We start from the raw sequence: 25,120 nt of genomic DNA, 5'->3' as shown, positions 1-25,120 counted from the left end.
ACTACTTCGTCGTGGAGAAGGGAATGGGTCATCATGCAGGACGAGGGGGTCAGTCTCTCCCCTTGCCGATCGGCGCAGGCGGGTATTCCACCCCTGGGGGTTAGGGGCGTCGCCGCTGAGCACGCGCGACGGTTCCGAGCGCGGCGCGGTAGATTGTCCCCGTGGTAGACACCGTTGAGCATGCCTTCCAGAGCCCCGACGTCGAGCAGCCGTACGCTGCGCTCGGCGTCAAGGACGACGAATACCAGATGATCCGCGACATCCTCGGACGCCGCCCCACGTCGGCGGAACTGGCGATGTATTCGGTCATGTGGTCCGAGCACTGCTCGTACAAGTCGTCGAAGGTGCACCTGAAAAAGTTCGGCACCCTGTCCCAGGAGACCCCGCGGGGACCGCTCCTGGCGGGCATCGGGGAGAATGCCGGGGTCGTCGACATCGGTCAGGGCTACGCCGTCACGTTCAAGGCGGAGTCCCACAACCACCCGTCCTTCGTCGAGCCGTACCAGGGCGCCGCCACCGGCGTCGGCGGCATCGTCCGCGACATCCTGGCCATGGGCGCGCGTCCCATCGGCGTGATGGATTCGCTGCGCTTCGGCCCCCTCGACGCCGACGACACCCGCCGGGTGCTGCCCGGCGTCGTCTCGGGCGTCGGCGGCTACGGCAACTGCCTCGGCCTGCCCAACATCGGCGGCGAGGTCCAGTTCGACACCTCCTACCTCGGCAACCCCCTGGTCAACGCCCTCTGCGTAGGCGTCCTGCGCCACGAGGACCTCCATCTGGCGCACGCCTCCGGTGTCGGCAACCAGGTGATCCTGTTCGGTGCGGCCACGGGCGGCGACGGCATCGGCGGCGCGTCCATCCTCGCCTCGGAGACGTTCGACGAGGACGGCCCGGCGAAGCGCCCCAGCGTCCAGGTGGGCGACCCGTTCATGGAGAAGCTGCTGATCGAGTGCACGCTGGAGCTGTTCCAGGCGGGCATCATCAACGGCATCCAGGACTTCGGCGCCGCAGGCATCTCCTGCGCCACCTCGGAACTGGCCTCGGCCGGCGACGGCGGCATGTTCGTCAACCTCAACCTGGTGCCGCTGCGTGACCCCAATCTCGCTCCTGAGGAGATCCTCATGAGCGAGTCGCAGGAGCGCATGATGGCCGTGGTCGAGCCCCGCAACGTCGAGCGGTTCATGGAGATCTGCCGCAAGTGGGACGTCCAGGCCACCGTCGTGGGCGAGGTCATCGAGGGCGACCGCCTGGTGATCGAATGGAACGGCGAGACCATCGTCGACGTCGATCCCAAGACCGTCGCGCACGAGGGCCCGGTCTACGAGCGTCCGTACCACCGCCCCGAGTGGCTGGACGACGTGCAGGCGGACCGCGCCGAGGACCTCCCGCGCGACAACACCGCCGAGGGCCTGCGCGCCGCACTGCTCCGGGTGCTGGCGCACGGCAACGTGGCCGACAAGACGTGGGTCACGCAGCAGTACGACCGCTACGTGCGCGGCAACACCGTCCTGGCGCAGCCGGAGAACTCGGGAATGCTGCGCATCGACGAGGAAACCGGTCTGGGCATCGCGCTCGCGCTGGACGCCAACTCGCGTTTCACCTACCTCAACCCGTACCTGGGCGCCCAGCATTCGCTGGCCGAGGCCTACCGCAACGTGGCGGTCACCGGCGCGGAGCCGGTGGCCATCACGGACTGCCTGAACTTCGGCTCCCCGGAGGATCCGGAGGTCATGTGGACCTTCGCGGAGGCCATCCTGGGTCTGGTCGACGCCTGTCGCGAGCTGGGCATCCCGGTCACCGGCGGCAACGTGTCGCTGTACAACCAGACGGCGGAGGAGCCCATCCTCCCCACGCCCACCGTCGGCGTGCTCGGTGTGATCGACGACGTGGCCACCCGCATCCGCGCCTCGTTCACGCATCCCGGTGACTCCATCCTGCTGCTGGGCGAGACCGGCGAGGAACTCTCCGGTTCCATCTGGGAGGCGGCCGTGCACGACGGCCACCTCGGCGGGCTCCCACCGGTGGTCAAGCTGGACGCCGAGATGGCTCTGGCCAGGGTCATGGGAGAGGCCGCCAGGCGCAGCCTGCTGTCGTCGGCGCATGACCTGAGCGAGGGTGGCCTGGGGGTGGCGCTCGCTGAGTCGGCGTTCAAGGGTGGCACCGGTTTCGCGGTGACGCTGCCCGAGGGCGACCCCACCGTCGAGTTGTTCGCGGAGTCCGCGGCGCGCGTGATCGTGTCGCTGGCCGGCGGCGACGTCGCCGACTTCGAGGCCCTCTGCGCCGAGCATGGTGTGCCGGTGCAGCGTCTGGGAGAGGTCACGGAGGGCGACGAGTTCGAGTTCGTCGGTCAGTTCACGGTGTCGGCGGAGGAGGCGAGGAGCGTCTGGCTCTCGCCGATTCCCGCTGCGATGGCCTAAGTCTCAGCTCGCCGAGTTCGCGCGCGAACTCCCACGCCTCTTCCACGTCCTCCATGGTGGCGCCGGGGCGCTTCGTCGATCCGTACTCGGTTGCGTTGCGCACTAGGCGCAACCACTCGAAACCGAAGGTGTCGAACCCCTCGAGGAGGATGCCCGCGGCCTGACCGGTGGCCGCGTGCGAGCCGGCGGATTTCGCGCGGAGCCCGTGTTCGAGCAGCAGCGCCGTGAGTTCCTTGCGGATGGCGTCATAGGCCAGCGAGAAGGCGCCGGCCACGTCCGTGTGCCCGATCATCCGGGAACTGGCCAGGTGAGCTCGCGCCTGCTCGCGCAGGGTGGCCACCTGTTGGGGGTCCCGCGCGACGGACTCGACGCGGCGCTCCTTGATGAGGTCTGCCAGGGCCGAGCGCGACATGCTGCCAGCTTAGGACAGCGTCAGTGGCACGAGTGGGCCGGAGCGGACGGTCTTGGCGAAGCCCGTGGTGGGCTGGCGCCATTCCTCCGCGGGGAGCACCGTCAGGTTGACGTCGCGGCGCAGGAGCCCAGTCGCCTCGGCCTGCACTCGGCTCGCCGAGCGGCGGGACACGGCGCCGATCAAGAGCACATCGACGTCCTCGGGGTACGGCCCGGGGTCGCCCAGCCGGCGCGCGGCCCAGGACCCGTAGAGGTAGGCCTCCTCCACGCCCTTCAGCCGCGACAACAGGGACGGCAGCACCGCGGGGGGTCCGTAGGTGAGCGTCAGCATTTCGGTGAGCGACGGCGTGAGCGGATGGGAGGGATCCGCCCGGACCATCCGGGCCCGTCCGATGCGGCGCTCGCGGATGATGCCGGCCTCGGCCAGCCGCTCCACCTCCGTGTGGACCGTGCTGAGTCCCGCGTCGAGGAGGCGCGAGAGGTCCGTGAGGGTGTACTCCTCGTCCGGGTGCAGGAACAGCGCGGCCAGCAGTTCCCCTTGGAGGTCCGTGCGCAGGAGCGGCGCGATCGTCGGAGGCCGTTGTTTCATATAGGCAGAATACATCTTCGGTTCACGCGAAAGTAGTAGTCTAGGTCCATGAGCCTGCATGACCGCGTCAACGTCGTACTGCCGTCCGTCCTCACCGACCTCGAGCGTCTCATCGCCATCCCTTCAATCTCGTCGGTGCCCCAGCACGATGACGACGTGCTGACAGCCGCGGAGGCGGTGGCCGAACTGCTGCGCGAGGCGGGGTGCCCCCAGGTGGAGTTCCTCGAGGCCGGCGGCAAGCCGGCCGTTTACGGTCATTTCCCGGCGCCCGAGGGGCAGCCCACGGTGCTGCTGTACGCCCATTACGACGTCCAGCCCATCGGGGATCCCGAGGCGTGGACCACGCCCGCGTTCAGCGCGTCCGAGCGCAACGGCCGCCTGTACGCGCGCGGCTCCGCGGACGACAAGGCGGGCGTCGCGCTCCATCTGGCCGCGCTGCGCGCCTTCGAGGGCAAGCCTCCGGTGGGCGTGAAGGTCTTCATCGAGGGCGAGGAGGAGATCGGCTCCCCGTCGATGCAGCAACTCCTGGACACCTTCGGCGCGCAACTGGCCGCCGACGTCTTCATCATCGCGGACTCCATGAACTGGACGGTGGGCCGGCCCGCGCTCACCACCACGCTGCGCGGCCTCATCGACGCGGTGGTCACCGTCTCCACGCTCGAATCCGGCGTGCACTCCGGCCAATGGGGCGGCCTGGCGCCAGACGCGCTGACCACCCTGTGCCGTGTGCTGGCCACCCTGCACGACGACAAGGGCAACGTCGCGATCGAGGGGCTGGCCGTCGATCCCGAGCCCACCATCGACTACGAGGACGACGCCCAGCTCCGCGCGGAGGCGGGCATCCTCGACGGCGTGCAGTGGATCGGCGAGGGCAAGGCCTCGGCGCGCATGTGGACGAAGCCGGCCTGCTCCGTGCTGGCCATCGACGCCACGTCCGTCAAGGACGCGTCGAACACCCTCATCGCGTCGGCCCGCGCCAAGGTGAGCGTCCGCCTCGCCCCGGGCGACGACCCCGTCGCCGCGGACCGGGCGCTGCGCGAGCACCTGATCAGGCACACCCCCTGGGGGGCCCAGATCGACATCCAGTCGGAGCGCGGGGGAGCGGGCAGCCGCACCTCGCTCGACGACGAGCGAGCCCGCTCCGCCGTTGCCGCCATCCGCGAGGCGTTCGGCGTCGAGCCCGTGGAGATGGGCATCGGCGGCTCCATCCCGATCGTCGGTGAGTTCGCCAGCCGCAACGAGGGCGCGCTGGTGCTGGTCACCGCCGTGGTGGATCCCACCTCGCGGATGCACGGCATCGACGAGTCCCTGGACCTGGGCGACTTCGCCAAAGCTGCGCTGGCGGAAACCCTCCTCCTGCAGAAGCTCTCAACCGGCGATCTTGGCTAGTTCCTCGTCCATCTGGGCGCGGTTCAGGGTGCCGGCGCGGACAGACCGCACGCTGCCGTCCGCGTCGATGAAGAAGTGCATGGGCACGCCGCGCACCTGGTACTGGGCCGAGACCTGCGTGGTGGGGTCCACGAGGTGCGTGTACGACAGCCCGAGTTTCTCGGCGTAGGGCGCGACGTCGCGCGTGGTCTCGCCCAGGTACACGGCCAGCACCTCGACGTCGTCGTGGGCCAGATGGGCTGCCTGGACGTCGGGGTTCTCCGCCCGGCAGGAGGCGCACCACGTCGCGTTGAACATCAGCCACACCGGCCTGCCCTCGTAATCGGAGAGCCGCACGGCAGCTTCGTCGATGGTGAGGGCGGCGAAGTCGGCGGCGCTCTCGCCGACCCTCGGGGCGCGGCCGCCACCTTCGGCGACTGTCACCTCGCTCACGGCACCCTCGGGGGTGCCGCCGCGAAGCAGCCAGACCCCGCCCAGGATCAGAGCGGTGGTGAGCACGAGCACCACGACGGAGACGATGCGGTTGTTACCCATACGAGTGCAGCCCCCCGAAGAAGTGGTTGCCGAAGTAGGCGAACAGCACCATGGCGAAGCCGATGACCAGCAACCACGCGGCCTTCTTCCCGCGCCAGTTCCGCACCACACGGGCGTGCAGGTAGCCGCCGTAGATCAGCCACGTCACGAACGCTGCGGTCTCCTTCGGGTCCCAGCCCCAGTAACGACCCCAGGCGGTGTCGGCCCAGATCGCGCCCAGCACGATCATGATCGTGATGAGCGGGAACGTGAGCGCCGCGGCGCGGTAGCCGATGTCGTCCAGGGTGTCCTGGCCGGGCAGCCAGCGCGCCTTGACCTTCGGGCGCACCAGCCAGAGGACGGCGGCGGCGAACGACACGCAGGCGGTGCCGTAGGAAATCACCGCGAACCCGACGTGCAGCGTCAGCATCACCGAGTTCTGCAGTGCCGGCACCAGCGGATTGACGGTCGCGTCGAGGTTCATCGCGTAGACCATCATCCCGAGCGACACCGGCAGCACCGCCAGCGACAGGGCGCGGAGCCGGTACAGCCACTCGAACACCAGATAGGCCAGCAGGATGCCCCAGGCGAAGGCCACGGCGAACTCGTGCTGGTTGGAGAACGGGCCGTGGCCCGTCACCGACATGCGGATGCCGATGTAGGCCGTCAGCAGCAGCAGCGACATGACCGTGAACGCGGTGCCGTACCACGCCAGGCCGTGGCTGCCCGTGCGGGCGGTGTCGGCCTGCGGCGTGACCCCGTAGTCCGCGTAATCGGGCGCTGGCAGGCCACCGACGGTGGGCCCGGCGCTACCCACGAGTTCCCGCGCCGTGGCAGCCTCGGCCCGCTCGAGGGCACGTTTCTTCGAGGTGACGGCGCCGATGTTCAGCAGGAGCGCCAACCCGGCCACGATGACCGCGCCCGTCAGGCAGTACTCAGCGAGTTCCATCATGGCTTCGGTGCCCTTCCGGTGGTGATCTCAGAGACGACGCGCGTGAATTCGCGCTCGAACAGGACGTCGACCTTCTCCGACGACGCGACGCGCACGCGGCTGCCGTCGCCGTCGGGGGTGATGCGCACCCAGATGCGCCGGTGCCGCAGCATGAAGGTCAGGAACATGCCGAACACCATCAGCGCCGATCCTGCCCAGACCCACGCGGTGCCCGGGTCGGAGCGCACCGTGATACCGGTGAACTGGATCTCGCGCTCGAACGTGAATGTGAGCCCACCAGCCTCCACCGGCGCACCTTGCGCGGCGGGCAGGACGGCCAGCGGCTCGTCGGCGCCCTCGGGGTAGACCTCGAAGACGGCCTCGCCGGCGGGGATCGTCGACCCCGAGCGGCCCGACGCGGGGGTGACGACGATGACTTCGAGGCCCTTGTCGGGGATCTCGAAGCGGCCGAGCGCCTTGCTGCCGTCGCGGCTGGTCCACTGCAGCGGCACGCCGCCGATGAACAGGGTGGTGTCGCCTTCGGCCACGAGGACCATCGTCGCGATGCCGAAGCTGGCCTGGTGGTACTTGACGCCGTCGAAGCGCAGCGGCTCGTTGACCCGCACCTCGCGCTGCTCTGCGACCGGGACGCCGTCCTCGTGCACCACGAGGTGCGAGACGTAGTCGACGGGGCGGCCGTCCTCGCTGTAGGCGTCATGGAAGGAGACGGCCTCCACCTCGTAGCCGGTGCCGTTGCCGACGGCGACCTTCGTCCCGACGGGGACGTTGAGGTGGGTGTCGAGTCCCCAGAACGCGCTCACGACGAAACCCATCAGGATGATGACGAAGCTCGCATGGGCGATCGCGGTGCCGAAGGGCCCCCAGCGGAACCGGTCGGCGTAGAGGTTCAGGCCGGGGCCGCGGTCGTCGTCGAGCACCCGGAAGCGCCGGCCCCGTAGTGCCCTGCGGGCCACCGCCTCCACCCGCTCCGGCGCGACGGGGATGGTGCGCCCGGCGCGGTAGCGGGCGTGGCTGAAGAAGCCCTCGGTCACGTGCAGGTGGGGACGCGTGGCGCGCTTCCACAGCATGGGGACCCGGTGGGTGGTGCAGGCGATGATCGACAGGGCCAGCAGGGCCACGACGGCGAGGAAGGGCACCGACCGGTACATGTTGAAGAAGCCGAGGAAGTGGAGGACATCGGTCCAGCCCCCGAAGCGTGGGCGGACGGAGTCGAGCCACTGCTGCGCCGAGGCAGGGTCATCCAGCACGCTGCCTGGCGCCTGCGCGACCAGGGTGCCGAGGAGGGTGAGGAAGGCCATGGCCAGGATGATGGCGAGGCCGACGACCTTGTTGTGCAGGAACCGGTAGACGGAGCGGAACGGCCCTTCGCGGCGCCCCCTCGGCGCGTCCTCGGGCTCATCACCGAGCACGAGCGGGTCCTCGGGGGCGCTCAGGGGTCGGTCGTCGAGCTGGCTCATGGGCTATCCCTGCGGCAGGTGGTTTCGGATGACGTCGGCCTGCGGGAAATCTGGTTCGATCTCGAGCACCCGCTCCCAGGCGTCGCGGGCCTTCTGTTCGTCGGCCGGCTCCTTCGACATGTAGAGGAAGCCGAGGTTGTAGAGCGCCTCGACCCGCTCGGCGTCGAGGTCGGCGGCCGCCAGCCACTGTTCCTCGGCGCCCACCGGGTCGCCGGATTCCAGCAGGAGGACGCCCAGCTCGAGCCGGGCGTCGATGTCCGACGGGGTGGCCCGCACCTGGGCAGTCAACTCCGCCACCCGCTGCACATCGACCGAACGCGAGGCCGCCTCGCCCAGCTGCGTCTGTTGCGGGGCGGTTGCGGGCTCTGCGGGGGGCCGACCGAGGAACCAGACGCCGAAGATGATGGCGAAGACGGTCGCCGCCATCAGTAGCGGCTTGGCCCACGTGTCGATCAGGCGTCGAAAGCGGGAGCGCGGCACCCCCTTCGCTGCAGCGGCCGGTTCCCCGCCGGCCCGCAGGACCCTTTGTTGTTCCTCCGCCCACGGGCGGATCTCGTCCGGGGCGGTGTCGAGGAACTCGAGGATGTCAGTTGTCTTCACCGGCGATCAGCTCCTCGTACTGCCTGGTGACGTCGCTCGGACCCAAGTCGGCCACCGGCACGCCGGTCAGGACGATCTGGCCCTTGCGGGACGCGTCGAGCGAGTCGCCCAGGATGCGGTGGATGTAGGCGGGGGCGTGGAACCCGTTGGAGTTCTCCGAGTAGACGTAGTCGAGGTAGAAGCTGGCCTTCTTCTGCAGTTCCTGGGCCTCGGCTATCCGCGCGGCGTCCACGCCGTCGCTCTGCGCCCGCTTGATCCCGTCGATGAGGTCGACGAGCGCGTCGAAGGCTTGGTTGCGGGAATGGAGGTAGCGGTCCTGGATGTTCTCCACCCGCGTCGTCATCTCCTCGCCGCTCTCGTTGTGGCAGGTGCCGCAGGAGGCGTTGGCGTCGAACAGGGGGCTCTGCAGGTGGTGGTCCGACACCTTTTGCGCACCGTTGCGCACGTAGGGCATGTGGCAGTCAGCGCAGCTGACGCCGGACGCGGCGTGGATGCCGTTGGACCAGATGTCGAACTCGGGGTGCTGGGCCTTCAGCATTTCGGCGTCGGTCTCCTTGTGCACCCAGTCGACGTGGCCGTCCTCCTCGTAGTACTCCCAGATGTCGTCGATGTCAATGCCCTTGGTCCAGGGGAAGACGAGCTCCTTGGTGTCCTTCTCGAAGTAGTACTCGACGTGGCACTGGGCGCAGGTGTAGCTGCGCATCTCCTGTGCCGTGGCGTCCCTGTTGACGTCGTAGTCCTCGATGCCCTCGGAGGCCTTGAGTGCCTTGATGCCCTCCTCGAAGGCGGGGCGGGTGATGCGCAGCTGCATGGTGTCGGGGTCGTGGCAGTCGAGGCAGGCGACCGGGTGGTCCACCATGTCGCTCGCCTCGGCGTAGGACATGGAGTTCATCTTCGCGAAGCCGGCGTTTCGGTCGCCGTCGCCCAGCTCGTCCATGAGCGCGACGGTGGATGCGTGGCAGTTGAGGCAGGTCCCCGGCTGGTCGAAGTCCTGGACGCGCAGCGTGTGGCGCTGGTCCTCGAGCATGTAGGCGTGGCCCCGCGCGTGGCGGTAGTCGGTCGCGAACGCGTAGCCGGCCCACATGGTGACCAGACGGGGGTCCTCTTCGAGGCGGCTCGAGGAGATCTCCGTGCGCGGGTCGCCGTCGACGTCCTGGGCGACGGGGTGGCTGCCGCCCCACTTCGTCGGGCCCATCTCCGCCGTCTTCAGGTAATCCTGGTACTGCACCGGGAAGTTCTGGCCCCAGACCGCAGGATCGACGGTGGTCTCCTCCAGTTCCACCACCTTGGTGAACGGCGCCTGGGCTTCGGTCTGGCGCTCCATGATGGTGATCAGCAGTGCGGTCAGCCCGAACGTGGCCACCGCCACCACGGCGATGGCGACGATCCACTTGCCGGAGTCCGCCCACAGTCTCTTCTGGCGAGGTTGGTGTGCACTGGTGCTCATGATCCCTACTTGTGTCCGACGTCGGAATGGCACTGGGTGCAGGTGACCTGCTGTCCCTCGGCCCTGGTGAGGTGGATCTCGTCCACGTAATCGGCGTGGCAGTACAGGCACGCGTTGTTCGTGACCTTCAGGTTCGACTCACGGATCTCGATGTTCTCCGGATACCACCCAGTGGTGAACTTCAGCGCGTGCCAGAAGCCGTTCTCGCCCTTGACCAGCCACTTGTGCACCTGGTTGTCGTGGGGGGCGTGGCAGTCGTTGCAGCCCGCCACAGCGCTGTGGCTACTGGCTTTCCACCCGTCCCACTGACTCTCCATCGCGTGGCAGTTGATGCAGGTCTCGGGGTTGTTGCTCAGGTAGGAGGCGCCCTTCGCGTAGCCGAAGGTGAAGAGGCCCACTCCGAACAGGGATCCGATGACGAAGATGATGAGGGCGCGCAGGATGTTGGGGGCGGTCAACCAGGTGCTGATGCCGGGCCGGGCCACGCTGCTCGCCTCCTCGACGACGGTGGGTGGAGTTACGGGGACTCTACTACGTTATGTAGTGCAAGGGTCCGGCGGGCAAAAATACCTGTCAGCCGACATCCTCGACGTAGAAGCGGCCCTCGACCAGATGCGTGTGGAGGGCCGCGGGAAGCCACGGAAGCGAGTCCTTCGGCAGGTCGTCGACGGCGAACCATCCCACCTCGGACGTCGCCTCGCCGGGTGCCAGCTCGCCGTGCCACACGTTTGACTCGAAGAAGAAGTTGAAGCCCTGCGCCCGGGTGGTGCCGTAGGGCACGTCGAAGCGTTGCAGGCCGACGTGGGACAGGTCCCCGGCGTCGACGGTGGCCCCGATCTCCTCGCCAGCCTCGCGTGCCGCGGCGACGACGGCGGGCTCACCGTCCTCGATGTGACCGCCGGGCAGGTTCCACAGCCCGTCGGCCAGCACGGTGCCGCTGCGCCGTGCCAGCAGCACGCGGCCCACGTCGTCCCTCAGAATCACCCAGGCGATCAGATCCATGGTGGTAACTCAACCATGTCGGGTAGCGTGACGGTGTTGTTCTTCAGCGAGGAGGAATCGTGGTCCGCATCGAGCGTGATTCATTGGGGGAGCGTGAGATCCCGGATGACGTCTACTGGGGCATCAACACGCTGCGGGCAGTGGAGAACTTCTACATCAGCCGCCGCCAGATCATGGTGTACCCGGACCTGATCGTTGCCTACGCCCAGGTGAAGCAGGCCGCGGCGCGAGCCAACCGCGACATCGGGGTGCTCGACGCGGAGCGCGCCGACCTCATCGACAGGGCGGCCCAGGACATCGTCGACGGCGAACTCCACGACCAGTTCGTCGTCGGCGTCATCCAGGGCGGGGCCGGCACCTCGACCAACATGAACTTCAACGAGGTGATCGCCAACCGCGCGCTGGAACTGGCTGGGAGGCCGTTCGGCGACTACGACTACATCTCGCCCAACGACCACGTGAACCGCTCGCAGTCAACCAACGACACCTACCCGACGGCGGTGAAGCTCAGCCTCGTCTACGCCATGGAGCGGCTCAGCCAGGAGATGAGGCTGCTGCGCAACTCTTTCGCCTCCAAGGGCCGCGAGTTCAAGGACGTGCTGAAGGTGGGGCGCACCCAGCTGCAGGACGCGGTGCCCATGACGGTGGGTCAGGAGTTCCGGGGGTTCTCAACCACCCTGGGCGAGGACGTCGACCGCATCCAGGACGTCCTGCCGCTGCTGGAGGAGATGAACCTGGGCGCCACGGCCATCGGCACTGGCATCACCGCACCCGACGGCTACGCCAAAGCGGTCATCGGGCACCTGCGCGTGATTACGGGACATCCCGAACTCCACAACGGCCCGGACCTGATCGAGGCCACCAGTGACACCGGCGTGTTCATCTCCGCGTCCTCGGTGATGAAGCGCGCCGCGATGAAGCTCAGCAAGATCTGCAGCGATCTCCGCCTGCTCAGCTCTGGGCCGCAGGCGGGCTTCGGGGAGATCAACCTCCCCCCCGTGCAGGCCGGCAGCTCGATCATGCCCGGCAAGGTGAACCCGGTGATCCCGGAGGCGGTCAACCAGGTGGCGTTCGTGATCGCGGGCGCCGACATCACCGTGTCCTTCGCGGCCGAGGCCGGGCAGCTCCAGCTCAACGCGTTCGAGCCCGTCATGGCGCACGTTCTGTTGCAGAACTGCACCTGGCTGCGCCGGGCGGTGCGCACGCTGCGGATCAACTGCGTCGACGGCATCACCGTCAACCGCGAGAGCCTGGACAAGCAGGTGTCGACCTCCGTCGGCGTGGTCACTGCGTTGATGCCGAAGCTGGGCTACCTGCATGCCAGCAAGATCGCCAAGGAGGCCCTCGCGAGCGGCCGTTCGATCCGGGAACTGGTGCTGGAGGAGGGCAACCTCACCGCGGAGGAGATCGACGACGCCTTGGACCCGGCGGACCTCTCCGGCGGGCTCTTCGACACGGGCCGCCTGCCGGCGATGACGCCGGAGCTCATCGCGCAGATGGAGGAGAAGCTCGACGCGGCGGACCGCCGCGACCAGTCCTAACCCACCCGCGCCCGGGCCTCGTCGTACTCGACCGCCAGGCGGCGGACCAGTTCGTCGACCGTCGGGATGTCGTGGATGCCTGCCACCCCGTGGCCGGCGGACCAGATGTCGCGCCACGCCGTGTACTCGTCACGGGTCTGGTCGCCGGCCGCAGCCAGGCTCGCGGCGAGGAAGTTCGCCGGAATGGAGCTGACCTCGGGCGTGTACACGATGTCTGCGGCTCCAGCTTCGACGATCTGCCTGCGGTAGTCGTCTGAGGCGCGCGACTCCGCCGTGGCGACGAAACGGGTGCCCATGTAAGCGAGGTCCGCCCCGAGCGCCTGCGCGGCGAGCACGTCGGCCCCGCTGGTGATGCCCCCGGCCAGGGCGACGATGCCGTCGAACCACGGCCGCACGGATGCCATGAGCGCGAACGGATTGGTGGTGCCCGCGTGGCCGCCGGCCCCGGCCGAGACGAGGATCAGGCCATCCACCCGGGCGTCGGCCGCCTTCTGTGCGTGCCGGAGTGTGGTCACGTCGTGCAGCACGAGCCCGCCGTAGGAGTGCACCGCCTCCACGACGTCGGGCACGGCGCCCAGCGAAGTGATGACGACCGGCACCTTGCGGGCGACGACAGCCTCGAGGTCAGCGGCCAGCCGGGTGTTGGTGGCATGGACGATGAGGTTCACGGCGTATGGCGCGTCCGAGGCGCTGAGAGCGCCGTCGATCTGTTCGAGCCAGCTGATGAGCCCCTCCGTGGTGCGCTGGTTGAGGGCCGGGAAGGCGCCGAGCACGCCCGCGCGGCAGGCCGCGATGACCAGTTCCGGGCCGGAGACCAGGAACAGCGGAGCGGCCACCACGGGCAGGCGGAGTCTGCTGGCGAGGGGTTCGGGGAGCGGCATGGGGCCTCCTAGCGACGTTGCCGGGGTGCCCCACCCTAGCCGTCTCCCGTGTCGTCCGTACGGACGACTGTACGGACGTCGCGGACAGTGGTGAAGTATGAGAAGAGTCGGGCGCATATGGGGGGTCCTTCTCGTGAAGGGTGATGTCCCTGGCCATTTGGGGGAGACCAGGGGCATCATCCTCCTTTTGACGTTATTGTGAACCCGTGGCGCTGGAGACGACAGAGCCGCCGGACGTTCACCGCCGGCAGGGTCGGCCGCAGGAGGTACTGCGGCCTTGGCCGCGCGGGGGCGGGGCGTCACGTGAGAGGCCGGTCGAAGTCGCCGTCGCGGTCATCGCGATCCTCGGGATGCCCAAGCTCGTCGGAGGCATCTCCCAGGACGACCCCACGTACCTCCTCACCGGCCTCGGCGTCCTCTTCGTCGCCCATGTCCTCGTCGCCATCGACTGCCTCTGGATCCGCAGGCTGGGCTGGCTGATCGTCGGCCTGACCGTTGTCGCCACCGGCATCATCGTTGTGGGTCAACTGCTCGAGGGGCCCGCCGTGCCGGGTCACTGGCGGACCGACGCGTGGTTCGGCACGTTGCTCACCTACGGCATCCTGTTGCGCGGCCGCAAGCCCCAACTCCTGGTGCTCTCCGGGTCCTTCGTGATCGGCCTGGCCGTCGTCGTGACCACCCAGCAGCTCGAGTGGGTGCCGCAGATCCGCAGCCTCGCCTACACGCTCAGCGGACTGGGCGTCCTGGTGGTGGCCCGCCTGATCACGATCGCCATCACCGAGGAATACCTCGCCAGCCGGCAGTTGCGCGCCGAACAGGAGCAGGATGCTGGGGAGTCGGCCGCCCGCGCTGAGGCCCTCGCCGGGCTGCGGCGCGAGATGCACGACTCGCTGTTGCACGCCCTGCAGCGGATGGGCGCCAGCTGGAGTGCGGCAAACGCCGACGAGGTGCGAGCGTCCTGCGAGGAGGCTCGTCAACGGCTCGCCCAGATGCCGGAGCCGCTCACCGACGACAAGCCCGTCGACGTATGTGCAATGCTCCACCGCTCGCTGAAGCCCCGCCGCCAGGTCATCACGTGCGAACCGGAGACCCTCCTCGTCCCGCTCTCCGTGGCACAGGCGCTCGTGGGCGCCGCGAGGGAGGCCGTACGCAACGCCTTGGAGCATACCTCCGGCATCCCGGAGGTGCACTTGGTCCAGCGCGGCGGCACGGTGCGTGTAACCGTGAGCGACGAGGGGCCGGGCTTCGACGTGACGGCACCGCGCGGGCAGTCCCTGGGGCTCGAAGGCTCTGTCGTGCAGCGCATGGCGGCCATCGGGGGCGAAGCGCACGTGCAGTCCGCCGCCGGCGGCACCACGGTGGAGATGCAGTGGCCGGCATCGCCCCCCGAGCCGGGCGGCCTGGGTGAGCGCGCCCGCCGCCTGATCTCCTGGTGCCCCATTCCGCTGGTCGCGGCAAGCGCCCTGCACATCCTGACCCTGGAGTGGCCAGGGGCGGCCTTTCCGATGGCGATCACGCTCATCGTCGCCGCACTGATCGCGGTGGGCGCCGTCGCGGTGCGCGGCGGCGGCCTGGCGCCGTGGCAGTCGGCGGTGCTGTGCGGCGTCGGGATGATCACGTTCATCGTCAATTACGCCGCTGTCCAGGGCGCGCCCAGTATCGACTGGGACCTGTGGGCACCGTCGCTGGTGTCGGCGCTGCTGATCATCGGCCTGCCCGGCCAGCCCGTCAGAGTGGCGGTGCCGCTGGCGGGCGTCGTGGTGGTCGGCGCGGTCACCACCAGTTGGCTCACCCTCGGTTGGCAGGCCACGATCGGATCGCACTTCGGTGGCCTCCTGGCGGTGCTGCTCTACACGATCGTGACGCTGGTGTTGGTGTTCGGAGCGCAGACGGTGTCGCGACACCTCCACGTCACCCGGCGTCTCGCCGCCGCCGCGGAACTCCGGGCCCACGCTGCGCAGGTGCGCGACGGGGTGTGGCACGCCTGGCTCGCGCGAGCCGAGAGACTCACCGGGGCCTTCCTCGGCGAGGTCGCCGACGGCAGCCGCGACCCCTTCGCGCCGGAGACGCGGGCGCAGGCGGCCCGCCTCGGAGCCCGGATGCGCGACGAACTGCGCCTGTGGCCCGGTCCGCTCCGCCTCGCCTCCGAACTCGACCGGCTCCGCGGCGCCGGCTGGGACGCCCGCCTGCTGACCGGCGACGTCGGGTCGACGTCGGACGATCTCGCCGAGTTGCTCGGGCACCTGGGGCGACCGGGCGAGGAACACGCCCAGTTGCTCGTTTCCGCCGAGGACGGAACCGCGACCGTGACCGCGACCCCCGCCGTCGCCATGGCAGAGCATTCCCCACTGCGACGCTGGGTCAGCATTGCTGACCCGGATTTCACCCAGTTCAGAACCGGCAAGGAGAGTTGACGTGACGCAGGCTGTACCCATCCGGGTTGTCGCCCTCGATGACCACGAGTTCATCCTGCGTTCGCTGGGCGACCTGCCTCAGCTCGCAGGGGGCGACCTCGAGATGGTGGGCTCCTACACGGAGCCATCGGCCATGCTCGCCGACCTGGACAGCATCAGCCCTGATGTCGCCGTCGTGGATCTCTTCCTCGACGGCCGCATCTCCGGGCACGAAACCATCGGGGCACTCACCGCGCGCAAGGTGTGGAGCATCGCCTTCACCGCGGAGCACCGCAGGGTGCCGGTCATGCTGGCCATGCAGGCGGGTGCCCGGGGGCTGGTGCTGAAGTCGGACCCCGCCCAGGTGCTGGTGCAGGCGATCCGCGATGTCGCCGACGGAGGGTGGTCGCAGAGCAGCGTCATGGCCGCCACGCTCCTCCAGGAGGCCGAGAGCGTCCCCAGCCTCTCGCCGCAGGAACTGCAGTGCCTCCGGCTGGCGGGGGAGGGCGTGCCGGTGAAGGCCATCGGCCGGCAGTTCGACCCGCCGATCTCCCTCAGTTCGGTGAAGACCTACCTGGCGCGGGCCTACGAGAAATACGCCGCCGTCGGTCGTGAGGTGGTCAACACCACGCAGGCGGCGCTGGAGACGGCCGGCGACGGTTGGTTCGATGTGTGAGGCGCTACGCGTCCAGGTCCTGCTCGATCATCGTCGCGATCTGCTCGACCGCAGCGACGTTGTCTGAGGTGACCGTCACCTGGTGGCCCTTCTCGGCGCCCAACGTCATGATCAGCAATGAGGATGCGGCATCGACCGATTCGCCCCCCGTGGAGAGGGTGATGTCGTCGTCGAACTCCCCGGCGGCGGCGGCGATGAGGGCTGCGGGGCGGGCATGCAGGCCCACCGTCGACCCCACGGTCACAGTCTTGCTCGGCACGAGCGGCTCCTTTCACGGCCCAGGCGCGACTTTGCGCGGACTCCGGCCCCAGCATAGCCATGTCGCCGAAGGCGAAGTACATTGACAACGTCGACCCTGGAGGTGGGAGGACCATGACCGACGTCGTGCGCGGCACTGGAGTCGTTGCCGGAGTGGTGAAGGCGCCCGTGGTGTGGAAGCGGCCGAACCTGACGCCTCCCGCGCCGCTCTACGCGCTTGCCGCGGACCACCGCGAGGCGGCCGCCGAGGAACTCATGCAGGCTGTGCAGAGCGTCTCTGCCGGATACGAGGAGCGGGCTCGTCGGGCCGATGGAGCCGCGGCGAAGGTGCTCACGGCCACCGCTCAGTTGGCCAGCGACCGCGGCTGGGTGCGGCCCGCGCTGAAGGCCATCGCCGCCGGGGTGCCGGCCTCCACCGCGGCCATCAACGCCATCGAATCCATCGCCGCGACGTTCCGGCGCCTGGGCGGGGTGATGGCGGAGCGGGTCTCTGATCTCGGCGACATCCGCGACCGGGTGGTGTCGAGGCTGTCCGGCCAGCCGGAGCCCGGTGTGCCGATGCCGGAGCGGCCCTCCATCCTGCTCGCCGACGACCTGTCACCGGCCGACACCGCAGATCTCGACCTCGATCTCATCATCGCCATCGCCACCCGTCTCGGCGGGCCCACGAGCCACACCGCCATCATCGCCAGGCAGCGGGGCCTGCCCTGTGTCGTGGGCGTGACGGACTTGGAGTCCATCGCCGACGGTGACGTGGTGCTGCTCGACGGTGCCGCCGGCACCCTCTCCAGGAGGCTCTCGGAGCTCGACGCCGACGCGCTCGTCGCGGCCGACCTGCGCCGGCGCGCCGTCATCGACGGGTGGACGGGCCCGGCGGCCACTGCCGACGGCACCGCCGTCCAGTTGCTGGCCAACGTCGCTGACGGGGCCGCCGCCCGCGCCGCGGCGACCGGCCCGGTGAGCGGAGTCGGCCTCTACCGGACGGAACTGGGGTTCCTCAACTCCGTCACCGAGCCACCGGTTGAGCAGCAGGCAGACACGTACGCCCAGGTGCTCGACGCGTTCCCGGGGCGCAAGGTCGTCGTGCGCACCCTCGACGCCGGCACGGACAAACCCGTGCCCTTCGCCTCGTTGCCCCACGAGCCGAACCCCGCCCTCGGCATCCGCGGGCACCGGCTCGCGATGTCGCAACCGGGCCTGGTCCGACGGCAGCTGGACGCCATCGCACTCGCCGCCCGGGGCCGCGAGCCGAGGCCCTGGGTGATGGCACCGATGATCGCCACCGTCGACGAGGCGCGCGGATTCGCCCGCGAATGCCGGCAGCGGGACCTCGTCGCCGGGATCATGGTCGAAGTGCCCGCCGTCGCGCTGCTGGCTGAGGAGATCCTGCGCGAAGTGGATTTCGTGTCGATCGGCACCAACGACCTCGCCCAGTACGTGATGGCGGCGGACCGCCTCGCACCGGAGTTGGCCCATCTGACCAACCCCTGGCAGCCGGGTGTCCTGCGGTTGGTGAAGATGACCGCCGATGCCGGCCAGCGGGTGGGGAAGCCGGTGGGGGTGTGTGGCGAGGCGGCGGCGGATCCCGCCCTGGCCTGTGTGCTGGTGGGGATGGGCATCACCAGCCTGTCGATGGCGGCGGCAGCCGTGCCAGGAGTGGGTGTGCAGTTGGCGAAGGTCTCCGTCGAGAAGTGCCGCCGCGCAGCCCAAGCGGCACTCACAGCACCGACCGCCACTGACGCGAGGTCAGCGGCGGTCGGGGAGCTTCAACTGGTCTGACGGGTTGACGTCACTCGGCGGTGAACCAGGCGGACGCGTCCGTCGGCAGCACGCCGTCGTCGAGGGGAGTGCTGGAGAGCAGCACGCGATATCCCTCGGGCAGCGGCACCGCCTCGCCCAGTACGTTGGTCATGACCCTGACGCGCCCGTTGTCGAAGGCGACGATGTGCTCGCCCGCGTGCACCCAGTCGAGCGAACCGGAACCGAGGCCCAGCTCCTTCCGCAGTGCCAGGGCGGAGTGGTAGAGCTCCCAGGTCGACCCCTCCACCCCCACCTGCTGGTCGACCGCGAGGCTGCGGTACTCCGGCGGCTGGGGCAGCCAGCGCGCGCCGTTGGGCGAGAAGCCCAGCGCCGCCCTGTCCGCTTCCCAGGCCATGGGGATGCGGCAGCCGTCGCGGCCCACCCGGGTGAACTCCGAGCGGAACCACGTGGGGTCCTGACGCAGTTCGTCGGGGAGCGTGGTGTGCTCGGGCAGGCCGAGCTCCTCGCCCTGGTAGAGGTAGGCGGAGCCCGGCAGGCCCAACATCAGCAGCGCGGCGGCCCGGGCTCGCCGGAGGCCCACCTCGTTGTCGGGCTGTTCGTCCTCAGAGCCGAGGCCCTCATGACTGGAGCCGGGGTCCGCCAGGCCGAACCGGCTGACGCTGCGCACCACGTCGTGGTTGTTCAGCACCCAGGTGGTGGGTGCACCCACCTCCGCGTCGGCCGCGCGGGTCCGCGGGATCTTGGTGCGGTACTCCTCGGCATCCCAGCGGCTGTCAAGGAACTGGAAGTTGAAGGCCGTATGCATCTCGTCGGGGCGCAGGTACAGCGCGAGCCTGTCCGGGTCTGAGACCCAGGCCTCGGCGACCAGGCTGCGGTCGCCGTCGTACTCGTCGAGGATCCGGCGCCAGCGCCGGTAGATGTCGTGCACGCCGTCCTGGTCCCACATGGGGCCGCTGAGGCCGTCGAGCATGGCCTGATCCTCGTCCCAGTCCGGCAGGCCGTGCGCCTTGACGAGGGCATGGGCGACGTCGACGCGGAAACCGTCGGCGCCCTTGTCCAGCCAGAACCGCAGGATCTCGTCGAAGCCCTTGCGGACCTCCTCGTTGCTCCAGTTGAGGTCCGGCTGCTTCACGTCGAAGAGGTGGAGGTACCACTGGGTGCGTTCGCCATTGCCTGCCGCGTCGTCCACCCGGGTCCAGGCGGGGCCGCCGAAGACGGACTTCCAGTTGTTCGGGGGAAGTTCGCCGTTCTCGCCGAGCCCGTCGACGAAGTGGTAGCGGCCGCGTTCCAGCGAGCCGGGCTCGCTGGAACGCGCCTGGCGGAACCACTTGTGTTCATCCGAGGTGTGGTTCGGGACGAGGTCGACGAGCACCCGGATGTCGAGCTCGTGTGAACGCTCGATCAGCCGTTCGGCGTCCGTGATATCGCCGAAGAGCGGATCGACGCTGAAGTAGTCGGCCACGTCGTAGCCGGCATCCGACATGGGCGAGGTGTAGAACGGCGACAACCACACGGCGTCGACGCCCAGTTGGCGCAGGTACGGCAACCGGTCGATGATGCCGGGTAGGTCTCCGTAACCGTCGCCGGTGGAGTCTGCGAACGAGCGGGGATAGATCTGGTAAATGACGGCGTCGCGCCACCACTCAGTTGCCATGGTGAGGTCCTGTTGATTGTCGGATGATGAGATCGGGATGGAAGAACATCTCGGTTGAATCTGTGGGGAGACCCCGGATCGCGCTCATCAATGCGCCGACGGCGGCCTGGCAGAGAGCGGCCACCGGCTGGCGCACCGTGGTGAGCCCGGGAGACGTGAAAGCCATCACGGGCGAGTCATCGTAGCCGACCACCGAAACGTGGCCGGGGACGTCAAGGCCCCGGGCGTGCGCCTCGCGGATGGCGCCCAGCGCCATGAGGTCCGAGCCGCAGATGATGGCGGTGTGGCCGGCCTCCAGGAGGCGCGCGGCGGCGGACTGCCCGCCCTCGACGCTGAAGATGGTGGACACGATGCTGCCGCGCGACAGACCGTGGGCGAGGAACGCGTCGATCTTGCGCTGGGCCGGAAGGTACCGCTGTTGACCGACGGCCAGCCCGATCTTCTCGTGCCCGAACTGGCGCAGGTGGGCCAGGGACATGGCCACGGCCTCCGCGTCGGAGGTGGAGAAGAACGATCCGTCGATGTTCGGGTCATGGGCGTTGATGAAGACCGCGGGCACTCCCGCGGAGATGAGCCGCTGGTAATGGTCGTGCCCGACGAGCTTGTCGGCGAGCGTTCCGGACACCGAGATGATGCCGGAGATCTCCACGCCCAGCAGGGCGTCGAGGTAGGCGACCTCCGTGGTGGCTCCGGGGCCGGCGGTGCAGAGGATCATGTGGCGGCCGGCCGCCGATAGTTGCAGGGAGAGTTCGGCGGCGAAGGCAGCGAACCCGGGGTTGCCGAGCTCGGGGACCATCACCGCGATGAACCCGTCGTCCGCACCGGCGCGCTGGTCGTCGACGAAGTAGCCGAGCGCCTCGATGGACGAGAGCACCGTCCGGCGGGTGGTCTCTGCCACCCCTGGTTTCCCGTTCAGGACCCGGGACACCGTGGCGGTCGACACTCCGGCGGCCCGCGCGAGGTCCGCGAGTTTTGCGCCCTGGGGGATCACGTTGCCTCCTCTCCATTGAAAAGACGTGCTCGTTGCAACTGATCAGTTGCAGCCTATCCTGCAACACTTTGCAACCCGTTGCAAGCCCTTTGCAGGAACTCGTCCGGCGCGCGCAATTACCGCCACGAGCGTCGAAGACAGCGTCCGGCGTTTGGGACGTCGGTAACGTGGCCGTCTTCGCGCCGTTCGTTATCGACTTGTTACGCAAGGGGGTTGCAAGCTTTGCAAAAACCGTTACTATCGTATTAACGGGTCAGCACCGAGGCGACCCGACCCAAACCAAGGAGAACCCACATGCGCAAGAGCCTCCTCGCCGTTGCCGCGGCCGGGCTTTCGCTGACGCTCGTCGCCTGTGGCGGCGGCAACGGCGCCACGACGACCACTGAGCCCACTGCCGAAGAGACCGCCGGCAGCGCCAGCCCCTCGACCGAGGCTTCGGCCTCGGCGGACGCGAGCACCGAATCCACTCCCGCCGAAGCAACCGGCACGCTGACCGTCTGGGTCGACGAGACCCGCATCGAAGGCTTCAAGGCCCTCGGCGAGACGTTCCAGACCTCGACCGGCGTCACCCTGGACGTCGTCCAGAAGCCGTCGCAGGACATCAAGACCGACTTCATCGCCCAGGCCCCCACGGGCCAGGGTCCCGACCTCATCGTCGGCGCACACGACTGGACCGGCGACCTCGTCAAGAACGGCGTCATCTCTCCCGTCGAACTCGGTGACAAGGCCGACGCCTTCTCCGACGTCTCGCTCCGCGCGTTCACCAACGCCGGCCAGACCTACGGCGTCCCCTACGCGGTCGAGAACATCGCGCTCGTGCGCAACAACGCCATGGTGCAGGACACCCCCGCCACGTTCGACGAGCTGATCGCCCAGGGCAAGACCGCCGAAGGCGCCGAGTTCCCCGTCGTGATCCAGCAGGGCCCGGACGGCGACGCGTACCACCTGTACCCGATCCAGACCTCGTTCGGCGCACCGGTCTTCAAGACCGACGAGAACGGTGACTACACCGCTGAGCTCGGCATGGAAGGCCCCGAGGGCCTCGCCTTCGCCGAGTACCTGAAGAAGCTGGCGGACGAGGGCGTCGTCTCCGTCTCCATGGGCGGCGACCAGGCCAAGCAGGCCTTCCTCGACAGCAAGACCCCGTACATGATCACCGGCCCCTGGTGGACCACGGAGTTCGCAGCCGCTGACATGGACATCTCCGTCCTCCCCGTCCCCTCGGCCGGCGGCCAGCCCGCCGCTCCGTTCGTGGGCGTGCAGGGCGTGTTCCTCTCCTCGCAGTCTGAGAACGCCATCCTCGCCGGTCAGTTCATCGACTACATGGCCACCAAGGAAGCCCAGGACGTGCTCTTCGAGAAGGGCGGTCGTCTGCCGGCACTGACCGAGTCCGCCGACGCCGTCTCCGACGAACTGCTCGCCGGCTTCGGTGAGGCGGGCAAGGACGGCCAGCCCATGCCGGCCATCCCGGAGATGGGCGCCGTGTGGCAGTTCTGGGGCGGTGCTGAGGTCAGCATCATCAACGGCCAGGCCGCTCCGGCCGAAGCCTGGAACGCCATGAACGCCAACATCAAGGAAGCTTTCGGCGCCGTCGAAGGCTGATAACACCTGATCGGGGGGGCCGCACCGTACGCCGGTGCGGCCCCTTTCCACGTCCGGGGCAACCCGTTCCCCTAGAGTCAATATCAATCCCGCAACGAAGCGAAGGTGGATCAACTGTGAGCAGCTCGACAGACCCGTCGCCGCGGCTCTCCCACGCGCGCGACATCTCGCGCCCGGGCTTCTATGTGAAGCTCGTCCTGATGATGCTGGTCAACGCCCTTGGCCTGTACGGCATCCTGGCCAGTTACGGCCAGCAGGAATGGGGAGTCCTCATTTTCCTGGCACTGGCCCTCATCGTCGTCGACTACGTGTACTTCACGAAGCGGGCAGTCCCCGCGAAGTACCTCGTGCCGGGCCTGTTGTTCCTGATCGTGTTCCAGATCTATGTGATGGCCAACACGGCCTACGTGGCCTTCACCAACTACGGCGATGGCCACAACGACGCCAAGGCCCCCGCGATCACGCAGATCATGAAGACGGCCGACCGCCGCGTCGAGGGCACCCAGACCTATCCCGTCACCGTGCTGGAGCGCGAAGGCGAGGTGGCGTTCGCCGTCGTGCAGGACGGCGTGGCCAAGGTGGGCGACACCGATACCCCGCTCGAGGAGATTGCCGACGCGGTGGTGGACGGTGACAGGGTCACCGAGGTGCCGGGCGCCGACGTGCTCACGCTCGCCGAGATCCAGCAACGCCAACGCGACGTGCTCGACCTGCGCGTGTCGATGACGGACAACCCCGACGACGGGTGGTTGCGCACCGACAACGCCGCCATGGCCTATGTAGCGAAGTCGTTGCTGACCTATGACGAGGCGGCCGACACGTTCACGGATCCCGACGGCAAGGTCTACACGGCTGACGAGAGCCAAGGCCTGTTCGTCGCCGAGGACGGCTCGACGCTGACGCCCGGCTGGCGGGTCACCGTCGGCTTCGACAACTTCACCACGATGTTCACCGACGGCCGCCTGGCCGGCCCGTTCTTCGCAGCGCTGGGCTGGACGTTCGCCTTCGCCATGCTGTCGGTGCTCACCACCTTCGCCTTCGGCCTGATGCTGGCAGTGGTCTTCAACGATCCCCGGATCAAGGGCCGCACCCTCTACCGGGCCCTGTTCATCCTTCCCTACGCCTTCCCCGGCTTCCTCGCGGCGCTGGTCTGGCGCGGCATGTTGAACCGCGACTTCGGCTTCATCAACGAGGTGCTGCTGGGAGGGGCGGCCATCCCGTGGTTGACGGACGGCACCATGGCGAAGCTGGCCATCCTGGGCGTGAACCTCTGGTTGGGCTTCCCGTACATGTTCCTGGTGGCCACCGGAGCGCTGCAGTCCATTCCCGGTGAGCTCACCGAGGCCGCGGTGGTGGACGGCGCGGGTCCGCTGCGGCGGTTCTGGTCGATCACCCTGCCCCTGCTGCTGGTGTCGGTCGCTCCGCTGCTGATCGCGAGCTTCGCGTTCAACTTCAACAACTTCTCGCTGATCTTCATGTTGACCGGCGGTGGGCCCAACTATGCGGGCGCACCGTGGCCGATCGGTGAGACCGACATCCTCATCTCGATGGTCTACGCCATCGCGTTCGAGGGCGGCAACCGGATGTTCGGCCTGGCCAGCGCGATGTCGATCCTCATCTTCGTGGTGGTCGGCTTCATCTCGTGGCTGGGCTTCCGCCAGACCCGCAAGCTTGAGGAGATCATGTGATGGCCAGGAAGCTAGCCAACGGTGACAACGACACCCGCCTGCGCGGCGGCCGCTGGTGGGGCCAAGTGGGGTGGAAGCACATCCTCGCCCTGGTGGTGATCGCCTACTGCCTGTTCCCGATCCTCTACGTACTGTCGGCCTCGCTCAACCCGGGCGGCACCCTGACGGGCTCCAACCGGCTGTTCCGAGCGTTCAGCAGCGTGCACTACGAGCGCCTGTTCACCACGGACTTCACGAAGTGGATGATCAACTCGTTCTTCGTCAGTTCGGTGACCGCCATCGGCACCGTGCTGATGGGCGCGGCCGCGGCCTACGCCTTCAGTCGCTTCCGGTTCAGAGGTCGCCGTGGCGGGCTGACGGCGCTGCTGATCATCCAGATGTTCCCGCAGATGCTGGCCTTCATCGCCATCTTTCTGCTGGCGCTGACCCTCGGCGAGATCTTCCCGATCCTCGGCATCGGCTCGCACCTGCAGCTCATCGCCATCTACCTGGGCGGCGCGCTGGGCGCCAACACCTTCCTGATGTACGGCTTCTTCAACACCATCCCGATGGACATCGACGAGGCCGCCAAGATCGACGGAGCCACGCATGCCCAGGTGTTCTGGGGCATCATCATGCGGCTGGTGACGCCCATCCTCGCGGTGGTGGGCCTGCTCAGCTTCGTCGGCTCCTACGGTGAGTTCATCCTGGCCAAGGTCATCCTGGCCCGCCCGGAGAACTACACGCTGGCGGTGGGCCTGTACGTCTGGGGTTCCGATGAGCGAAACGCCCCGTGGGGGTTGTTCGCGGCGGGCGCGGTCATCGCCGCCATCCCGATCATCCTGCTGTTCATGTACCTCCAGAAGTACATCGTCTCCGGCCTGACGGCTGGTGGCGTGAAGGGCTGACGCCACAGGTC

22 protein-coding genes are annotated in these 25,120 nt (G+C 68.5%); 9 read left to right on the top strand and 13 right to left on the bottom strand.

Features of this window, described 5'->3' with window-relative positions; genetic code table 11:
• Positions 1–161: 161 nt before the first annotated feature.
• Positions 162–2,417 carry a phosphoribosylformylglycinamidine synthase subunit PurL gene (gene purL / locus J7D54_RS10960; RefSeq protein ID WP_182763915.1) on the top strand — a complete coding sequence of 752 codons (2,256 nt, stop codon included), beginning with the start codon at positions 162–164 and terminating at the stop codon, positions 2,415–2,417.
• Here the strand turns inward: purL and J7D54_RS10955 are convergent.
• The gene (locus J7D54_RS10955; protein ID WP_182763914.1) at positions 2,353–2,829 is read right to left on the bottom strand and encodes a hypothetical protein; all 477 of its coding nucleotides are present in this window, start codon (positions 2,827–2,829) and stop codon (positions 2,353–2,355) included. The two genes, purL and J7D54_RS10955, sit on opposite strands and share 65 nt — an antisense overlap.
• A 9-nt stretch (positions 2,830–2,838) precedes the next feature.
• The gene (locus J7D54_RS10950; protein ID WP_182763913.1) at positions 2,839–3,417 is read right to left on the bottom strand and encodes an ArsR family transcriptional regulator; all 579 of its coding nucleotides are present in this window, start codon (positions 3,415–3,417) and stop codon (positions 2,839–2,841) included.
• A 48-nt stretch (positions 3,418–3,465) separates the two neighbouring features.
• Here J7D54_RS10950 and J7D54_RS10945 point away from each other — a divergent pair, with 48 nt between their 5' ends.
• Positions 3,466–4,806 carry a dipeptidase gene (locus J7D54_RS10945; RefSeq protein ID WP_182763912.1) on the top strand — a complete coding sequence of 447 codons (1,341 nt, stop codon included), beginning with the start codon at positions 3,466–3,468 and terminating at the stop codon, positions 4,804–4,806.
• Here J7D54_RS10945 and J7D54_RS10940 read toward each other — a convergent pair.
• From J7D54_RS10940 to J7D54_RS10910, 7 genes are all read right to left on the bottom strand, one after another.
• Complete coding sequence (locus J7D54_RS10940; protein ID WP_182763911.1) at positions 4,786–5,340, bottom strand: TlpA disulfide reductase family protein; 555 nt, start codon at positions 5,338–5,340, stop codon at positions 4,786–4,788. The two genes, J7D54_RS10945 and J7D54_RS10940, sit on opposite strands and share 21 nt — an antisense overlap.
• The gene (gene ccsB / locus J7D54_RS10935; RefSeq protein WP_182763910.1) at positions 5,333–6,271 is read right to left on the bottom strand and encodes a c-type cytochrome biogenesis protein CcsB; all 939 of its coding nucleotides are present in this window, start codon (positions 6,269–6,271) and stop codon (positions 5,333–5,335) included. The genes J7D54_RS10940 and ccsB overlap by 8 nt, the downstream gene beginning before the upstream one ends.
• Positions 6,268–7,728: a cytochrome c biogenesis protein ResB gene (locus tag J7D54_RS10930; RefSeq protein WP_182763909.1), complete on the bottom strand. Its 1,461-nt coding sequence runs from the start codon at positions 7,726–7,728 to the stop codon at positions 6,268–6,270. The genes ccsB and J7D54_RS10930 overlap by 4 nt, the downstream gene beginning before the upstream one ends.
• A gap of 3 nt (positions 7,729–7,731) precedes the next feature.
• Positions 7,732–8,328, bottom strand: a complete 597-nt coding sequence (locus tag J7D54_RS10925) for a hypothetical protein (protein WP_182763908.1) — start codon at positions 8,326–8,328, stop codon at positions 7,732–7,734.
• Entirely contained in the window at positions 8,315–9,775 is a 1,461-nt protein-coding gene (locus tag J7D54_RS10920; RefSeq protein ID WP_182763907.1) for an ammonia-forming cytochrome c nitrite reductase subunit c552, read from the bottom strand. The genes J7D54_RS10925 and J7D54_RS10920 overlap by 14 nt, the downstream gene beginning before the upstream one ends.
• A gap of 5 nt (positions 9,776–9,780) precedes the next feature.
• Positions 9,781–10,260 (bottom strand): cytochrome c nitrite reductase small subunit, encoded by a 480-nt coding sequence (gene nrfH, locus J7D54_RS10915; protein ID WP_182763906.1) that lies wholly within the window; start codon positions 10,258–10,260, stop codon positions 9,781–9,783.
• An 88-nt stretch (positions 10,261–10,348) separates the two neighbouring features.
• Positions 10,349–10,777 carry an NUDIX domain-containing protein gene (locus J7D54_RS10910; protein ID WP_182763905.1) on the bottom strand — a complete coding sequence of 143 codons (429 nt, stop codon included), beginning with the start codon at positions 10,775–10,777 and terminating at the stop codon, positions 10,349–10,351.
• A 59-nt stretch (positions 10,778–10,836) separates the two neighbouring features.
• Here J7D54_RS10910 and J7D54_RS10905 point away from each other — a divergent pair, with 59 nt between their 5' ends.
• Positions 10,837–12,318: an aspartate ammonia-lyase gene (locus tag J7D54_RS10905; RefSeq protein WP_245243969.1), complete on the top strand. Its 1,482-nt coding sequence runs from the start codon at positions 10,837–10,839 to the stop codon at positions 12,316–12,318.
• Here J7D54_RS10905 and J7D54_RS10900 read toward each other — a convergent pair.
• Positions 12,315–13,199: a nitronate monooxygenase family protein gene (locus J7D54_RS10900; protein ID WP_182763904.1), complete on the bottom strand. Its 885-nt coding sequence runs from the start codon at positions 13,197–13,199 to the stop codon at positions 12,315–12,317. The genes J7D54_RS10905 and J7D54_RS10900 overlap by 4 nt on opposite strands.
• A gap of 350 nt (positions 13,200–13,549) precedes the next feature.
• Here J7D54_RS10900 and J7D54_RS10895 point away from each other — a divergent pair, with 350 nt between their 5' ends.
• Both J7D54_RS10895 and J7D54_RS10890 read left to right on the top strand, forming a co-directional pair.
• Positions 13,550–15,613, top strand: a complete 2,064-nt coding sequence (locus J7D54_RS10895) for an ATP-binding protein (protein WP_209455112.1) — start codon at positions 13,550–13,552, stop codon at positions 15,611–15,613.
• 1 nt (position 15,614) lies between these two features.
• Positions 15,615–16,268: a response regulator transcription factor gene (locus tag J7D54_RS10890; protein WP_182763902.1), complete on the top strand. Its 654-nt coding sequence runs from the start codon at positions 15,615–15,617 to the stop codon at positions 16,266–16,268.
• Between the two features lie 4 nt (positions 16,269–16,272).
• Here the strand turns inward: J7D54_RS10890 and J7D54_RS10885 are convergent, their stop codons facing one another.
• Complete coding sequence (locus J7D54_RS10885; RefSeq protein WP_182763901.1) at positions 16,273–16,527, bottom strand: HPr family phosphocarrier protein; 255 nt, start codon at positions 16,525–16,527, stop codon at positions 16,273–16,275.
• 113 nt (positions 16,528–16,640) lie between these two features.
• Between J7D54_RS10885 and J7D54_RS10880 the strand changes: the two genes are divergently transcribed.
• Positions 16,641–18,305 carry a phosphoenolpyruvate--protein phosphotransferase gene (locus J7D54_RS10880; protein ID WP_182763900.1) on the top strand — a complete coding sequence of 555 codons (1,665 nt, stop codon included), beginning with the start codon at positions 16,641–16,643 and terminating at the stop codon, positions 18,303–18,305.
• A 10-nt stretch (positions 18,306–18,315) separates the two neighbouring features.
• Here J7D54_RS10880 and J7D54_RS10875 read toward each other — a convergent pair whose 3' ends face one another.
• Complete coding sequence (locus J7D54_RS10875) at positions 18,316–19,941, bottom strand: glycoside hydrolase family 13 protein (protein ID WP_182763899.1); 1,626 nt, start codon at positions 19,939–19,941, stop codon at positions 18,316–18,318.
• Positions 19,931–20,932: a LacI family DNA-binding transcriptional regulator gene (locus tag J7D54_RS10870; protein WP_245243967.1), complete on the bottom strand. Its 1,002-nt coding sequence runs from the start codon at positions 20,930–20,932 to the stop codon at positions 19,931–19,933. The genes J7D54_RS10875 and J7D54_RS10870 overlap by 11 nt, the downstream gene beginning before the upstream one ends.
• A gap of 294 nt (positions 20,933–21,226) precedes the next feature.
• Between J7D54_RS10870 and J7D54_RS10865 the strand changes: the two genes are divergently transcribed.
• From J7D54_RS10865 to J7D54_RS10855, 3 genes are all read left to right on the top strand, one after another.
• On the top strand, positions 21,227–22,534 hold the full coding sequence (locus J7D54_RS10865; RefSeq protein ID WP_182763898.1) for a maltose ABC transporter substrate-binding protein: 1,308 nt from the start codon (positions 21,227–21,229) through the stop codon (positions 22,532–22,534).
• Positions 22,535–22,650: 116 nt separating this feature from the next.
• Positions 22,651–24,222 carry an ABC transporter permease subunit gene (locus J7D54_RS10860; RefSeq protein WP_209455111.1) on the top strand — a complete coding sequence of 524 codons (1,572 nt, stop codon included), beginning with the start codon at positions 22,651–22,653 and terminating at the stop codon, positions 24,220–24,222.
• Positions 24,222–25,109 carry a sugar ABC transporter permease gene (locus tag J7D54_RS10855; RefSeq protein ID WP_076060974.1) on the top strand — a complete coding sequence of 296 codons (888 nt, stop codon included), beginning with the start codon at positions 24,222–24,224 and terminating at the stop codon, positions 25,107–25,109. The genes J7D54_RS10860 and J7D54_RS10855 overlap by 1 nt, the downstream gene beginning before the upstream one ends.
• Positions 25,110–25,120 lie beyond the last annotated feature (11 nt).

The sequence above is a fragment of the Tessaracoccus sp. MC1865 genome, from assembly GCF_017815535.1.
Classification (GTDB): domain Bacteria; phylum Actinomycetota; class Actinomycetes; order Propionibacteriales; family Propionibacteriaceae; genus Arachnia.
The sequence above is the reverse complement of the archived record's forward strand: the minus strand, read 5'-3'. Positions and strand labels throughout refer to the sequence as shown.

Excerpts from the sequence above, each read along its gene's own strand:
- J7D54_RS10955 (WP_182763914.1), bottom strand. The coding sequence starts at position 2,829 with ATGTCGCGCTCGGCCCTGGCAGACCTCATCAAGGAGCGCCGCGTCGAG.
- J7D54_RS10950 (WP_182763913.1), bottom strand. The coding sequence starts at position 3,417 with ATGAAACAACGGCCTCCGACGATCGCGCCGCTCCTGCGCACGGACCTC.
- J7D54_RS10945 (WP_182763912.1), top strand. The coding sequence starts at position 3,466 with ATGAGCCTGCATGACCGCGTCAACGTCGTACTGCCGTCCGTCCTCACC.
- J7D54_RS10940 (WP_182763911.1), bottom strand. The coding sequence starts at position 5,340 with ATGGGTAACAACCGCATCGTCTCCGTCGTGGTGCTCGTGCTCACCACC.
- ccsB (WP_182763910.1), bottom strand. The coding sequence starts at position 6,271 with ATGATGGAACTCGCTGAGTACTGCCTGACGGGCGCGGTCATCGTGGCC.
- J7D54_RS10930 (WP_182763909.1), bottom strand. The coding sequence starts at position 7,728 with ATGAGCCAGCTCGACGACCGACCCCTGAGCGCCCCCGAGGACCCGCTC.
- J7D54_RS10920 (WP_182763907.1), bottom strand. The coding sequence starts at position 9,775 with ATGAGCACCAGTGCACACCAACCTCGCCAGAAGAGACTGTGGGCGGAC.
- J7D54_RS10910 (WP_182763905.1), bottom strand. The coding sequence starts at position 10,777 with ATGGATCTGATCGCCTGGGTGATTCTGAGGGACGACGTGGGCCGCGTG.
- J7D54_RS10900 (WP_182763904.1), bottom strand. The coding sequence starts at position 13,199 with ATGCCGCTCCCCGAACCCCTCGCCAGCAGACTCCGCCTGCCCGTGGTG.
- J7D54_RS10895 (WP_209455112.1), top strand. The coding sequence starts at position 13,550 with ATGCCCAAGCTCGTCGGAGGCATCTCCCAGGACGACCCCACGTACCTC.
- J7D54_RS10880 (WP_182763900.1), top strand. The coding sequence starts at position 16,641 with ATGACCGACGTCGTGCGCGGCACTGGAGTCGTTGCCGGAGTGGTGAAG.
- J7D54_RS10875 (WP_182763899.1), bottom strand. The coding sequence starts at position 19,941 with ATGGCAACTGAGTGGTGGCGCGACGCCGTCATTTACCAGATCTATCCC.
- J7D54_RS10865 (WP_182763898.1), top strand. The coding sequence starts at position 21,227 with ATGCGCAAGAGCCTCCTCGCCGTTGCCGCGGCCGGGCTTTCGCTGACG.
- J7D54_RS10855 (WP_076060974.1), top strand. The coding sequence starts at position 24,222 with ATGGCCAGGAAGCTAGCCAACGGTGACAACGACACCCGCCTGCGCGGC.